Consider the following 12504-nt stretch of genomic DNA (forward strand, 5'->3'; position numbering starts at 1 on the left):
CACGTAGACCGCCAACACTCTGCCGAGATGCCCATGTCAAGCCAACCATTTATCTCGTTCGACGGCGTCAGCAAGTCATACGACGGCGTGCATAGCGTCGTCGAGGGACTCGATCTCGACGTCGGGCACGGTGAATTCGTTTCGCTGCTGGGTCCGTCCGGCTCCGGCAAGACCACGACACTGATGATGCTGGCGGGATTCGAATCGCCAACGCGTGGCGAAATCCGCCTCGCCGGCAAGCGTCTGGACGACAAGCCGCCGCATCGGCGCGATATCGGCATGGTGTTTCAGAACTATGCGCTGTTCCCGCACATGACGATCGCCGAGAACGTCGCGTTTCCGCTGTCCGTGCGCAAGGTGAGCCGCACCGAACAGAAAGCGCGCGTGACGCGCGTGCTCGACATGGTGGAGTTATCGCATCTGGGGGGGCGGCGTCCGTCGCAGCTATCGGGCGGCCAGCAGCAGCGTGTCGCGCTGGCCCGCGCGCTGGTCTTCGAGCCGAGCGTGGTGCTGATGGACGAGCCGCTCGGCGCGCTCGACAAGCGCCTGCGGGAAACCATGCAATACGAAATCATGCGGCTGCATCGCGAGCTGTCGCTGACGATCGTCTACGTGACCCACGACCAGAACGAAGCACTGACGATGTCGGACCGCGTCGCCGTGTTTTCCGATGGACGCATCCAGCAGGCGGCCACGCCGACCGAACTCTATGAAAACGCGGCGAATGCATTCGTTGCCAATTTTGTCGGCGAGAACAACGGACTGACCGGCCGCGTCAATTCCGATGGCGGGGAATGGGCCGCGATGCAGCTGGCCGACGGCAGCACGGTGCGCGGACGCCCTGGCGCCGGGCTCGCGTCAGGCGACGCGGCGATGCTGGCGCTGCGACCCGAGCGCGCGCACATCGCCGCGACGCCGGAAGCCGTGCAGGAAGCGACCCGGCAGAACATGAACGTCGTGCATGCGCTGGTCGAGGAACTCGTCTACTGCGGCGATCATCATCGCGTGCATCTGAAGCTCGGCCATGGCGAAAGCATGGTCGTCAAGGTGCCGAACACACAGCACCATGATCTGCCCGCACTCGGCCGTCAGACCGCCGTGACCTGGCGACGCGACGACTGCAAGGTGCTGCCCGCGATGGCGGCCGCGCCAAAATCGTCCGCCGCGTCCGGCGGCGCCGACTATTCCACTGTTGCCGTTCCCTCGTCCGCTTCGCCACTTATCGCAGGAGCCAACTAGAAATGAAGACCACGTTCTCGTCATTCCGGACCACCCTCGGGGCATGCGCGCTCGGGATGTTTGCCACAGCCACGGTTCACGCGGCCGACACGATTTCCGTCGTCACCTTCGGCGGTGCGTATGAAGCGGCCGCGAAAAAAGCATGGTTCGAACCGTTCACCGCGAAGACCGGCAACCAGTTCTCCACCGAGTCCTACGATGGCGGCCTCGCCAAGCTGCAGGCAATGGAGCAGTCGAAGAACCCGACCTGGGATCTGATCGACCTCGAAACCAACGACGCGATCACCGCTTGCGACGAAGGCCTGATCGCCAAGTTCGACAAGAAGGCCCTCGGCAACACCAGCGACTTCCTGCCGGGCTCGATCAGCGATTGTGCCGTCAGCGCAATGGTGTGGTCCACCGTCTACGCGTACGACAGCAGCAAGCTGAAAACCGCGCCGACCACCATCAACGATTTCTTCGACCTGAACAAGTACCCCGGCAAGCGCGGCATGCGCAAGTCGCCGAAGGTCGCAATGGAATGGGCGCTGATCGCCGATGGCGTGGCGCCCAAGGACGTCTACAAGACGCTCTCCACGCCGGCCGGCGTCGATCGCGCGTTCAAGAAGCTCGACACGATCAAGCCGAGCATCGTCTGGTGGGAGGCGGGTGCGCAGGCGCCGCAGCTGCTCGCCGACGGCGCGGTCGTGATGACGCAGGCGTACAACGGCCGCATCGACGACGCGGTGCACAAGGACAAGAAGCCCTTCAAGATCGTCTGGGATGCGCAGGTGTACGACTACGAATGGTGGGCGGTGGTCAACGGCGCGAAGCATGCCGACGCGGCGCAGAAGTTCATCATCGCGTCCTCGACGCCGCAGGCCTATGCGGACCTGTCGAAGTACATCGCGTATGCGCCGCCGCGCAAGGACGCCATTCCGCTGATCGACAAGGCGCGTCTGAACGATCTGCCGACGGCGCCGGAGAACTTCAAGCGTCCGCTGCAAATCAACGCGACGTTCTGGGCCGACAACGCGGATGCGATCAACAAGCGATTCCAGAACTGGCTCACGCAGTAACGCCGGATCGAACGAACGTCACCCGAGAGATCGAGCACGATGAACACGCCGCTGCCATCCACCGCCCCTTTCGGCCGCGGCCCGCAGGCCGCGAACCGCGAGTCGTTCAGGGCCGCGCGCCGCAAAGCCGCGATGCGCGCATTGCTGCTGGCTTTGCCGTTGCTGATCTTTCTGCTGGTGACGTTCGTCGCACCGATCGCAAGCCTGCTCGCGCGCAGTGTGCGAAATCCTGAAGTGCGCACCGGTATGCCGCAGTTGAGCGCAGCACTGGCCGGATGGGACGGCGCGGGCTTGCCCGGCGAACCGGCCTTCGCCGCACTCGCGCACGACCTGAAGGACGCCAGCGAATCCGGCCAGCTCGGCAATATCGCGCGGCGCATGAACTTCTATCAACCGGAGTTCCGCAGCCTGCTGTTCAAGACGGCGCGCGCCACACGTTCGGAAATGCCCGCGCAATGGAAACCCGCGCTGATCGATCTCGATGAACGCTGGAACGCGCCGGAAACCTGGCGCCTGCTCAAGCGTGCGTCGATCTCGCCCACCCCCGACTATTTGCTGAACGCCGTCGACGCGCAAGTCGCACCTGACGGCTCGGTGACGTCCGTCGCGGCGGACAGTGCCATCTTCCGCGCGGCGTTCGGGCGCACGGTCACCATCAGTGCGACGGTCACGCTGCTGTGCCTGGTGCTGGGCTACCCGGTGGCGTATCTGCTCGCGACGCTGCCGGAGAACCAGAGTAACCGGCTGATTCTGTTCGTGATCGTGCCGTTCTGGACATCGCTGCTGGTGCGCACCACCGCGTGGTATGTGCTGCTGCAACCCGGTGGCGTGATCAATAGCGCGTTGCTCCGCTTCGGCATCATCAATCATCCGCTGCCGCTGATTTTCAATCGCACGGGTGTGCTGATCGGCATGACGCACATCCTGCTGCCCTACATGATCCTCGCGATCTTTTCGGTCATGAAAGGCGTCCCGTCCGTTTACATGCGCGCGGCGAAGTCCCTTGGCGCGCATCCGGCCGTGGCCTTCGTGCGCGTCTATATTCCGCAGACGCTGCCGGGTGTCGGCGCGGGATGTTTTCTCGTGTTCGTGCTCGCGCTCGGTTATTACATCACCCCCGCCCTGCTAGGCGGCGCCGGCGACGAAATGATCAGCCAGCTGATCGCGTCGCAGACCAACGATCAGCTCAACTGGGGACTCGCGGGTGCGCTGTCGTGCTATCTGATCGCATTCACAGCGGTGTTCTATTTCATCTTCAACCGGCTGGTCGGTATCGACCGCTTGCGCTTCGGCTAACGCGCCGCGCAAGCGCCGCCAGGTAGTTGTCGCTCATTCGGATAGTTGATCAACAGGCAGACTCAGATGAAAGAGGCACGAACCCGGCTAGTCTCGGAACGCATCGCGGGCGCGGGACTGCGCGTGCATTGCGCGCTGATTTTCTTTTTCCTCGTCGCGCCGATCCTCGCGATCGTGCCGCTGTCGTTCAACTCCGGCTCGTTCTTCTCGTACCCGATGCAAGGCTTCTCGCTGCGCTGGTACGCGCAGGCGCTGAGTTCGCCGGACTGGCAACGCGCGTTTGCCAACAGCATCGGCATCGGCGCGGCGTCGACGCTGATCGCGACGGTGCTCGGCACGCTGGCCGCGCTCGGCTTGAGCCGCGCGCAGTTCCCTTACCGCTCGATCATCATGCCGATCCTCGTGTCGCCGATGATCGTGCCGATCGTCGTCGTCGCGGCGGGGTTTTATCTGGTCTTCTCGCCGCTCGGGCTGGTCAATTCGTATACCGGCGTCGTGCTTGCGCATGCCGCGCTCGGTACGCCCTTCGTGGTGATCACCGTGACGGCTTCGCTGCTGTCGTTCGATCAAAGCCTGCTTCGCGCTGCGTCGGGTTTGGGCGCGCAACCGTGGGTCGCGTTTCGTCGCGTCACGCTCCCGCTGATCACGCCCGCCGTCGCAACGGGCAGCGTGTTCGCATTCGCGACGTCGTTCGACGAAGTGATCGTCATTCTGTTCATTGGCGGCCCCGCGCAGCGCACCGTGCCTCGGCAGATGTGGAGCGGCATCCGTGACCAGATCGACCCGTCGATCCTCGCCGTGGCCACACTGCTGATGGCGTTCGCGATCGCCCTGTTCGCCTGCATGAACTGGCTGCGCAAGCGCGCGGCGGCGGCTAGCCGCTCGTTTGCCTGAGCCGACTGTTGCGCCAGTGTGATGGCGTGGACATGCGACTTGATGGCTTCCCTCTGAGCGTCGAGCGTTGCCGGCCTCTTTGCGGCGAAGCCGGAACTCCTGGCGTGGCGGTCCTTGACAGTTAGTTGCAGCTTTATAAAGAAAACTATTGAGCGCTTGAGTGCGTGGCGATATGCTTCGCATCGCCGCTAAACCACATGCAACGACCGAGGGTCGCGAAGGAAACGACAACATGCGATTGCGACGCATCACCGCACGACGCTCACCCGTGCATGGCATGGGACTGTTCGCGCTGCAGCCGATCGCCGCGGGCGAACGGGTCATCGAGTACAAGGGGGAAGTGACCAGCTGGCGGCGCGCCGCCGCCCGTCAGCGAGCCGACGCTGGCCACACGTTCGTGTTCGGGCTGTCCAACGGACGAGTGATCGACGGCAGCCGCGGCGGCAACAGCGCCCGCTACCTGAACCATGCATGCGCGCCCAACTGCGAGGCCATCGAGACGGGCGACCGGGTGTTCATCCATGCGCTCGCCACGATCGCTCCCGGGGAGGAGCTTTTCATCAATTACGGTCTGTCAGTGGACGGCGCGGTCACCGACGACATTCGCGCCCAGTACGCGTGTCATTGCGGCGCGCCGGCATGTCGTCGAACCATGCTCGGAAATGACGGGCAGTCGGCGTAGTGCTGCCACCCCTTTCATCGTTTTGCGCGCCGTTGGAAAGGCAGGCTTTCCGCCTTTGTGCGGGGAGAACGATTGCGGAATAGGTGAAACTCGCGACAGCTAGCCGATTGTCGAAAATTCGAGTGTTTCTCCGTCTGCGGGAATACGCACACATGATGCAATGTCGGCCTCTCGCGCGGCCGCTCGCAGCTCATCTCGTGTAACGGGACAGTGGCTAAGCGCTTCCAGATGGTTGGCCACGACGATGCCGGTAGAAATTTGCGTGAACTGGATTACGCAAAGTGTTGGCACTGACCGAGCAAAAAACCGAAGGAAGGTAACAATGTCTATAGCGAACACGAGAGCAACTCCCTATTACGCGGTGATCTTCACATCCATCCGAACCCCTGGGGACAACGGCTACGGAGACATGGCCGATGCGATGGTCGAAGCGGCCGCAAAACAGCCCGGTTTCCTGGGCGTCGAGTCTGCGCGGGAGGAACTCGGAATTACGGTTTCCTATTGGGATAGCCTCGAATCCATCGCCGCGTGGAAACAGAATTCCATGCATCTGGTAGCGCAACAGGCCGGACGGGAAAAATGGTACGAATCCTACAAAACCCGCATTTGCCTTGTTGAGCGAGACTACGACTTCTCGAGGATTTAGTTTCCCGCGCCTTGTCTGTTCACTGCACGGCCCACGCTCCGCCGTGCAGCGATCGGACTAGCCGTTCACGGCTCCCGTCGCGCCGGCTTGTTTGCTCTTGCGGCGCAGTTCTTCCGTCGTTTCGCCTCCGCCGTCCGGCAGCCACCCCGGCGGCTGGATCACGTGGTTGATCGCGATCCATGGGCTCTTTGCCTTGACGACATCGCGAATCAGCGTGGCCCAGTGTTCGAACTCGACGACGAGCGGGTTACGCGACGTGGTCGGCGTCACGAGACCGTAGCGACACGGTTCGTCAGCGCGTTCTTCCACGTAGGTGCCGAACAGCCGGTCAAAGATGATCAGCACGCCACCGTAGTTCGCGTCCAGGTAATCGACATTCGATGCATGGTGCACACGGTGCGCGGATGGCGTATTGAACACATATTCGAACCAGCCCAGCTTGGGAATGTACGTGGTATGCAACCAGCCCTGGTACATAAGATTGAGGAACAGCGTGAACAGCACGACCTCGGGCTTGACCCCCAGCCATACGAGCGGCGCGAAGAACAACGTCGAGCCAGTCAGTTTGCCGGTCAGACCGAGGCGATAGGCCGTGGAAAGCGTCAACTGGTTCGGTGAATGGTGCACGGCATGCGTGGCCCAGAAAAAGCGCACCCGATGCGACGCACGGTGGTACCAGTAATAGCAGAACTCCATGCCGATGAAGAGCGCAAACACCATGAGCGCGCTATTGATGTCGACCGTAAAGATGCGATGGTCGTAGACGAAGCTGAAAATCGGCGTCGCAACCGAGATCGGCAGCAGTGACATCAGCCTGCGCGCGGCCAGGTCGAACAGTGAAATCCACACCTCGTACCACGCAAATGGTGAAGATGCACTTTTCCTGCGACTCAGCATGACTGCTTCGATCAGCGAAACGACAACGACGACACCGGTGACGAAAAGAAGAAGTTTTGTGAAGGATTCCATGACGATGCCATATGGTGTGGTGGCGGGAGGTATCGTCTGCGGTGGTGAGCGGTCAGTGCAGCGCATCCGATACGCGCACTTTAGACAGGGTTCTCATGCGTGGCTACGCAAAAGGTATTTCACCGTGTGTCATGGGATTGGGGCTGGCTTCTGGCGGGGCTTCGGCGGATTTTTTTCTCTGTTTCCAACGTTCAGCGGTCGTTCGCGCTTGCGGGGTCTGGCGGCCAACGCTCCATCCTTCGAGCTCTTCAGGCTGCCCTGCGCGCCTGCCGCGCAGCGGCCAGCGTGCCGCGCAAGCCTTCGAACGAGTAGAGCGCGAGTGCTGCCCAGATCGCGCCATAGCCGATCGCGCGCACGGACCCGAACGGCTCGCCGTAGATCAGCACGCCAGCGAGGAGTTGAAGCGTGGGCGTCACGTATTGGATCAGGCCGAGCATCGAGAGCGGGATGCGCCGCGCCGCAGCCGCAAAGAGCAGCAGCGGCACGGCCGTGATAGGTCCGGCGGCGGCCAGCAGCAGTTGCAGCCCGAGCGACGCATGCGTGAAATGGCTCGCGCCGGCCAGACCGATGATCATCAGATAGACGATCGCCACGGGAAACAGCAGCACCGTTTCGAGCGCGAGGCCTTCGAGCGCGCCAAGTTTTGCAGTCTTGCGCAACAGGCCATAGCCGCCGAACGTCAGCGCGAGCGCGAGGCTGATCCACGGCGGTGCGCCGTTTTGCCAGGTGAGCCAGGCCACGCCGAGCGCCGCAAGCGCCACCGCGCACCATTGCAGCCAGCGCATCCGCTCATGCAGGAAGACGAAGCCGAACAACACGTTGATCAGCGGATTGATGAAGTAGCCGAGGCTCGCCTCGACGATATGGCCCGCGTTCACGGCCCAGATGTAGATGCCCCAGTTGGCCGAGAGCAGCGCGGCGCTCGCAGAGAAGCGTCCGATGAGGCGCCTGTCGCGCAACGCGGGCCGCAGCCACGCCCAGTGGTGTCGCGCGCCGAGCACGGCGAGGATGAACACGAGCGACCACGCCATGCGGTGGGCGAGCATCTCGAGCGCGGGAATCTGGTGGAGCGTCTTGAAGTAGACGGGAAAGAGACCCCAGATGACGAAGGCGGAAAAGGCGTAGACGATGCCGGGATTCATGGTTCGTTGTAGTTGGCCGGTGCGCTAAGCGCATCGTCGTCAAGAACGGAGCTTGCGCATGGCAGAGAGTACCAGTTCCGTGGACGTTTCATAGAGCTGACGTTGGAGTCTTCACCGGCAGTTCTCTCTCGCGTGGGTGAACGCGTACTGCCGGCCAGAAGCGGCCCATTGGCCCATTGGTTTATTGGATGGAGCGTTCCCATGCGTATTCTCGTGGCCGTCCTGCTGTCGTTGGTCAGCGAGCTTTGCTGTTACTGCCTACGATGTACATATCACTTTCGCAGAGTGACAGAGCGACCTTGGCGGCGACAACGAGGTCGGGCTCGTCCTGCGCGACGACGATTAAGGGCAATCGTTTGGAGACAGCCATGCATTTCGACTACCAGCAGTTCCACATCGACGCGTCGCCTCTCGATGAAGGCGGCCGCTATTACGCTCGCGCAAAGATCTACCGGCGCGCGTCGGCGAGTGGCGATGCCGTCGAGGTCAAGTATTCGGGCGACCTCGGCGATTATCCCTCCGACGTGGATGCGATGGAGGCGGCGCAGCGTTGGGCGATTCAGTGGTGCGACGAGAACTCCGCTTAGGCTTCGCTATCCAGCGTCAGGCTGTTCCTGGGTCCCGCTGATCCCCGGCAAAATAAGCGGCGCATAATGCAAACATCCCTTTGTCAGGACGATGGAGGTGAATGTGACAACCTTTGCTATCGACGCCGTTCGCATCAATCCGACGAACGACAGGTTTACCCATGTGCGTTGGGCTCCCGTCGATCCGTCGACGCGTGAATGGCTGTCCCCCCCTGCAATCGTGGAGGTGGTCGAAGTCGTCGCCGCGATCCGCCGGGGAGATGTTGTTTGGTCCCTTTTTACACTTGGTGGCACGCGGTATTTCGGGCCAAAAATTGTGTCTGTCGCTCACACCGACGGACCCGCCGGGATCGACACGGATGTCCCTGGCGATCATGTCGAAAAATGCATTGACGATTTGCCCCACCTTTGACGGCATACCTTTGAGCCCGTCGGGCAACCGCTAGAATTGCGGTTTTAGCCCGGAATACGCCGATGTCTTTTGCCTCGCTTGGCCTGATCGATCCCTTGCTGCGTAATGTGCAGGACCTCAATTACCAGATACCTACGCCGGTGCAGGCCAAGGCGATTCCTGCCGTGCTCGGTGGCAAGGACGTCATGGCTGCCGCACAGACCGGCACTGGCAAAACGGCCGGCTTTGCGCTGCCGCTGTTGCAACGGCTGGTGCAACGCGGCCCGGCGGTGTCCAGCAATCGCGCGCGCGTTCTGGTGCTGGTGCCCACTCGTGAACTGGCTGAACAGGTGCTGCAAAGCTTTATCGCTTACGGCAGAGGCCTCGACTTACGATTTCTGGCCGCCTACGGCGGTGTAAGCATCAATCCGCAGATGATGAAATTGCGCAAAGGCGTGGATGTGCTGGTTGCCACGCCGGGCCGTTTGCTCGATCTCAATCGCCAGAACGCAGTGCAGTTTGATCAGGTACAAACGCTGGTGCTGGACGAAGCCGATCGCATGCTGGATCTGGGCTTTGCGCGCGAACTCAACGCCGTCTTCGCTGCCTTGCCCGCGCAGCGCCAGACCCTGCTGTTCTCCGCCACGTTTACCGATGATATCCGCGCGATGGCGGCGAACATTCTGCGCGGCCCGGTCAATATCAGCGTCAGCCCGCCCAACGCCACCGCCAGCAGGATCAAGCAGTGGGTGGTGCCGGTGGACAAAAAGAACAAGCCTGACCTCTTCATGCACCTGGTGGCTGAGAACGGCTGGCAGCACGCGCTGGTGTTCGTCAAGACCCGCAATGGCGTGGATTACCTGGCGGCCATGCTGGATGAAGCGGGCTATGCGGTCGACACCATCCACGGCGACAAACCCCAACCCGCGCGCCTGCGTGCGCTGGAGCGCTTCAAGGCGGGCGAAGTGCAAATGCTGGTGGCCACCGATGTGGCTGCTCGCGGGCTGGATATCGACGACCTGCCGCTGGTGATCAACGTTGATCTGCCGATCGTGGCGCAAGACTATGTGCACCGTATTGGCCGAACCGGCCGCGCGGGCGCCAGCGGCGTGGCGGTGTCTCTTGTGTGTGCCGATGAAGCGCCGCAACTGGCCGCGATCGAAGCGCTGATCCGACAAACGCTGCCCCGCAAAGAAGAGCCGGGCTTCGAGGCCGAACACCGCGTGCCGCAAACCAGCGCGACGGGCCAGATCATCAAGAAACCCAAAAAGCCTAAGGCGCCCAAAGTGCCGCACGCCGCACCGGGCGCGATGCGGCCGCTCGGCAAAAAAACGGCCTCACAACGCGGCGAAAACAAACGCAAGCCCGCGGCGCAGCGCGCCGTGGCCGCGGGTAAAGGCGCACGCTTGTCCGGCGGCAACTCAATGAGCGTGCAAAAGCCACGCAGCAAGCCCGCCGGCAAGCCCGCCGCGGGTTCACGTAAGCCGGCCGGCAAGCCCGCTGGTGGCCGCGGCAAACGCCAACCCTGATCCGTTGCCGGGGCGACTGCGCGCTAAACTGCGTGCGTGCTATCGAAAAGTTCGGTGCGTCGAGCGCAAGACGATGAAATTCACCCGAATGATGGTCGGCCTCGTCGTCACGTACATGATCGTGTTAGCCGGAGTCGCCATCTTGCAGGATCGTTTTCTCTACTTCCCTCAAAAGGCCACCATCGAGGAGGTCACCTCCGGCGGACTGCGCGCCTGGCCGACACCTGAGGCATACCGGGGCCTCGTGGCGGAGCCGGACGGTTCCGCGCGCGCCACGGTCATCGTCTTTCATGGCAATGCCGGGCATGCCGGGCATCGCGCGTTCTATGCCGCGGCGCTCACCCGGCTCGGGCTGCGCGTGATTCTCGCCGAATATCCGGGCTACGGGCCGCGCACCGGTGCATTAGGCGAAGCGAGTCTGGTCGACGATGCTCAACAAACCATCGCGCTCGCGCATCGCTTCTATGGAGCGCCGCTGCTGCTCATCGGCGAATCGCTTGGGGCCGGCGTGGCGGCTGCGGCCGGCTCGCGTGAACGCGACAAGATCGCAGGCATGATGCTCATCACGCCATGGGATCGGCTCGAGCACGTCGCCGCTCATCACTTTCCGTGGCTGCCCGTGAGGTGGCTGCTGCGCGACCGATACGACAGCGTGACCCACCTGGCGTCGTTCGACCGCCCGATTCTCGTGATGGTTGCGGAACGCGACAGCATCGTCCCGGCGCGCTTCGGCGAGGCGCTTTACAACTCGCTGTCCGGACCGAGAAAACTGATGGTGGTGAAGGCGGCTGACCATAACGACTGGATTGGCCACGTCGACGAAACCTGGTGGCGGGAGGCGACCGACTTCCTGCTCACGCCTTTGCATTGAAATATGAAGACGCCACCGGCCCCGTCCAGTTCGGAACGCATCTTCGTTCTCGATGCGAAGAACAGGCCTGTCGAGGTGTTCGACCACGACGCGTGGTCGCGCTGGATGACGGAAAACGAACTGATCTTCCGCCGCACACTGCTGGACGACTACGGTGTGACCGTCACGACCCGCTTCCGTGGCGTGTCCAAACCGAAAAATGGGGAAGTTTTGCTGTTCGTGACGCGCGTCGCAGGAATGCAGGCGCAAGACAACAGGAGCTACGGAGCACGAACGCTCGCCGAGGCGCTGGAGCAGCATGAGCGCATCGTGCAGAAAATCCTCCGCACGATGACGGGGCGGTGACCTTCACAGCACGACGATTCCGCGGAGCGGTAACCGCAGGAAGTCGCCAAGAACGTGTGTCGAATAGCATCAGCGATCATTCGCGCTGATGCCGCCCGAGGCTCATATGAAGCTCGCGCCGCCATTGACGGGGATCGTCTGGCCGGTAACGAAGCCGTTGCCGACCACCATTAGCACGACTTGGGCGACCTCGTCGGCTTCACCGAGGCGTCCAACGGGAAGCCGTTCCGCGACGTTGGCAGCCTTCAGCGGCGCGGCCATTTCCGTGTCGATCGGTCCCGGGGCTACGGCGTTCACGGTGATTCCTTCGCGGGCCAGCCGCGCCGCGTAACCGCGTGTCAACCCTTCGAGGCCTGCTTTCGAGGCGTTGTAGTGAACGCCTACCAGCCCAGCACCGCGGGCAGCGGCCGACGAGAGGTTGACGATGCGACCCCAGCGCTGTGCGCGCATTCCGGGCAACACCGCCTGCGTGCACAGAAACGCCGATTTCAGATTGACCGCAAGCGTCCGATCGAATTCGGCTTCCGTCAGAATATCGATGTCGACGATCGTACCGGTGCCTGCGTTGTTGACGAGAACATCGACGACGCCGAGGCGGTTTTCCACCTCATCGATCATTGCTTTGACGTCGGACGCAACCGAAACGTCGGCCTGTACCGCGATCGCACGGCCTCCCGCACTTTCGATTTGCTCGACGATCTGAGCAGCCTCGCTCTCGCGTTGCCGATAGTTGACCGCCACCGCTGCGCCAGCAGACGCAAGCGACAGGGCAACGGCGCGGCCGATTCCTCGTGATCCGCCGGTCACGAGGGCGACACGATCGTTCAAATCGGGCGAATGGGCTGGCATGGAAGT

Annotated in this window: 14 protein-coding genes; 11 read left to right on the top strand and 3 right to left on the bottom strand. The window is 62.5% G+C overall.

Annotated features, from left to right (window positions below; genetic code table 11):
* Positions 1-33 precede the first annotated feature (33 nt).
* The 6 genes from BC1002_RS29695 (at position 34) to BC1002_RS29720 (ending at position 5815) form a co-directional block, all read left to right on the top strand.
* A complete protein-coding gene (locus tag BC1002_RS29695; RefSeq protein WP_013093665.1) occupies positions 34-1239 on the top strand; it encodes an ABC transporter ATP-binding protein in 1206 nt (401 codons plus the stop codon).
* A 2-nt stretch (positions 1240-1241) separates the two neighbouring features.
* The gene (locus BC1002_RS29700) at positions 1242-2297 is read left to right on the top strand and encodes an ABC transporter substrate-binding protein (protein ID WP_013093666.1); all 1056 of its coding nucleotides are present in this window, start codon (positions 1242-1244) and stop codon (positions 2295-2297) included.
* A gap of 39 nt (positions 2298-2336) precedes the next feature.
* Positions 2337-3593 carry an ABC transporter permease gene (locus BC1002_RS29705; RefSeq protein WP_013093667.1) on the top strand — a complete coding sequence of 419 codons (1257 nt, stop codon included), beginning with the start codon at positions 2337-2339 and terminating at the stop codon, positions 3591-3593.
* Between the two features lie 66 nt (positions 3594-3659).
* Positions 3660-4487 carry an ABC transporter permease gene (locus tag BC1002_RS29710; protein ID WP_013093668.1) on the top strand — a complete coding sequence of 276 codons (828 nt, stop codon included), beginning with the start codon at positions 3660-3662 and terminating at the stop codon, positions 4485-4487.
* A 232-nt stretch (positions 4488-4719) separates the two neighbouring features.
* Positions 4720-5169: an SET domain-containing protein gene (locus tag BC1002_RS29715; RefSeq protein WP_013093669.1), complete on the top strand. Its 450-nt coding sequence runs from the start codon at positions 4720-4722 to the stop codon at positions 5167-5169.
* A gap of 322 nt (positions 5170-5491) precedes the next feature.
* Positions 5492-5815, top strand: a complete 324-nt coding sequence (locus tag BC1002_RS29720) for an antibiotic biosynthesis monooxygenase family protein (protein WP_013093670.1) — start codon at positions 5492-5494, stop codon at positions 5813-5815.
* 57 nt (positions 5816-5872) lie between these two features.
* Here BC1002_RS29720 and BC1002_RS29725 read toward each other — a convergent pair whose 3' ends face one another.
* Both BC1002_RS29725 and rarD read right to left on the bottom strand, forming a co-directional pair.
* Complete coding sequence (locus tag BC1002_RS29725; protein ID WP_013093671.1) at positions 5873-6784, bottom strand: sterol desaturase family protein; 912 nt, start codon at positions 6782-6784, stop codon at positions 5873-5875.
* Between the two features lie 248 nt (positions 6785-7032).
* Positions 7033-7926 carry an EamA family transporter RarD gene (rarD, locus tag BC1002_RS29730; RefSeq protein ID WP_013093672.1) on the bottom strand — a complete coding sequence of 298 codons (894 nt, stop codon included), beginning with the start codon at positions 7924-7926 and terminating at the stop codon, positions 7033-7035.
* A 368-nt stretch (positions 7927-8294) separates the two neighbouring features.
* Here rarD and BC1002_RS29735 point away from each other — a divergent pair, with 368 nt between their 5' ends.
* From BC1002_RS29735 to BC1002_RS29755, 5 genes are all read left to right on the top strand, one after another.
* Positions 8295-8513: a hypothetical protein gene (locus BC1002_RS29735; RefSeq protein ID WP_013093673.1), complete on the top strand. Its 219-nt coding sequence runs from the start codon at positions 8295-8297 to the stop codon at positions 8511-8513.
* Between the two features lie 103 nt (positions 8514-8616).
* The gene (locus tag BC1002_RS29740) at positions 8617-8925 is read left to right on the top strand and encodes a hypothetical protein (RefSeq protein ID WP_013093674.1); all 309 of its coding nucleotides are present in this window, start codon (positions 8617-8619) and stop codon (positions 8923-8925) included.
* A 62-nt stretch (positions 8926-8987) separates the two neighbouring features.
* On the top strand, positions 8988-10433 hold the full coding sequence (locus tag BC1002_RS29745) for a DEAD/DEAH box helicase (protein ID WP_013093675.1): 1446 nt from the start codon (positions 8988-8990) through the stop codon (positions 10431-10433).
* 73 nt (positions 10434-10506) lie between these two features.
* On the top strand, positions 10507-11304 hold the full coding sequence (locus tag BC1002_RS29750; RefSeq protein ID WP_013093676.1) for an alpha/beta hydrolase: 798 nt from the start codon (positions 10507-10509) through the stop codon (positions 11302-11304).
* Between the two features lie 3 nt (positions 11305-11307).
* Entirely contained in the window at positions 11308-11649 is a 342-nt protein-coding gene (locus BC1002_RS29755) for a hypothetical protein (protein ID WP_013093677.1), read from the top strand.
* Between the two features lie 102 nt (positions 11650-11751).
* Here the strand turns inward: BC1002_RS29755 and BC1002_RS29760 are convergent, their stop codons facing one another.
* Positions 11752-12498 (bottom strand): SDR family NAD(P)-dependent oxidoreductase, encoded by a 747-nt coding sequence (locus tag BC1002_RS29760; RefSeq protein ID WP_013093678.1) that lies wholly within the window; start codon positions 12496-12498, stop codon positions 11752-11754.
* Between the last annotated feature and the right edge of the window lie 6 nt (positions 12499-12504).

It is taken from the genome of Paraburkholderia atlantica, assembly GCF_000092885.1.
In the GTDB taxonomy this organism is placed as follows: Bacteria; Pseudomonadota; Gammaproteobacteria; order Burkholderiales; family Burkholderiaceae; genus Paraburkholderia; species Paraburkholderia atlantica.

What these genes read in the sequence shown, in the direction of transcription:
- BC1002_RS29745 (WP_013093675.1), top strand. Translation starts at nt 8,988, where the DNA reads ATGTCTTTTGCCTCGCTTGGCCTGATCGATCCCTTGCTGCGTAATGTG.
- BC1002_RS29720 (WP_013093670.1), top strand. Translation starts at nt 5,492, where the DNA reads ATGTCTATAGCGAACACGAGAGCAACTCCCTATTACGCGGTGATCTTC.
- BC1002_RS29715 (WP_013093669.1), top strand. Translation starts at nt 4,720, where the DNA reads ATGCGATTGCGACGCATCACCGCACGACGCTCACCCGTGCATGGCATG.
- rarD (WP_013093672.1), bottom strand. Translation starts at nt 7,926, where the DNA reads ATGAATCCCGGCATCGTCTACGCCTTTTCCGCCTTCGTCATCTGGGGT.
- BC1002_RS29725 (WP_013093671.1), bottom strand. Translation starts at nt 6,784, where the DNA reads ATGGAATCCTTCACAAAACTTCTTCTTTTCGTCACCGGTGTCGTCGTT.
- BC1002_RS29750 (WP_013093676.1), top strand. Translation starts at nt 10,507, where the DNA reads ATGAAATTCACCCGAATGATGGTCGGCCTCGTCGTCACGTACATGATC.
- BC1002_RS29760 (WP_013093678.1), bottom strand. Translation starts at nt 12,498, where the DNA reads ATGCCAGCCCATTCGCCCGATTTGAACGATCGTGTCGCCCTCGTGACC.
- BC1002_RS29695 (WP_013093665.1), top strand. Translation starts at nt 34, where the DNA reads ATGTCAAGCCAACCATTTATCTCGTTCGACGGCGTCAGCAAGTCATAC.
- BC1002_RS29735 (WP_013093673.1), top strand. Translation starts at nt 8,295, where the DNA reads ATGCATTTCGACTACCAGCAGTTCCACATCGACGCGTCGCCTCTCGAT.
- BC1002_RS29700 (WP_013093666.1), top strand. Translation starts at nt 1,242, where the DNA reads ATGAAGACCACGTTCTCGTCATTCCGGACCACCCTCGGGGCATGCGCG.
- BC1002_RS29755 (WP_013093677.1), top strand. Translation starts at nt 11,308, where the DNA reads ATGAAGACGCCACCGGCCCCGTCCAGTTCGGAACGCATCTTCGTTCTC.
- BC1002_RS29710 (WP_013093668.1), top strand. Translation starts at nt 3,660, where the DNA reads ATGAAAGAGGCACGAACCCGGCTAGTCTCGGAACGCATCGCGGGCGCG.
- BC1002_RS29705 (WP_013093667.1), top strand. Translation starts at nt 2,337, where the DNA reads ATGAACACGCCGCTGCCATCCACCGCCCCTTTCGGCCGCGGCCCGCAG.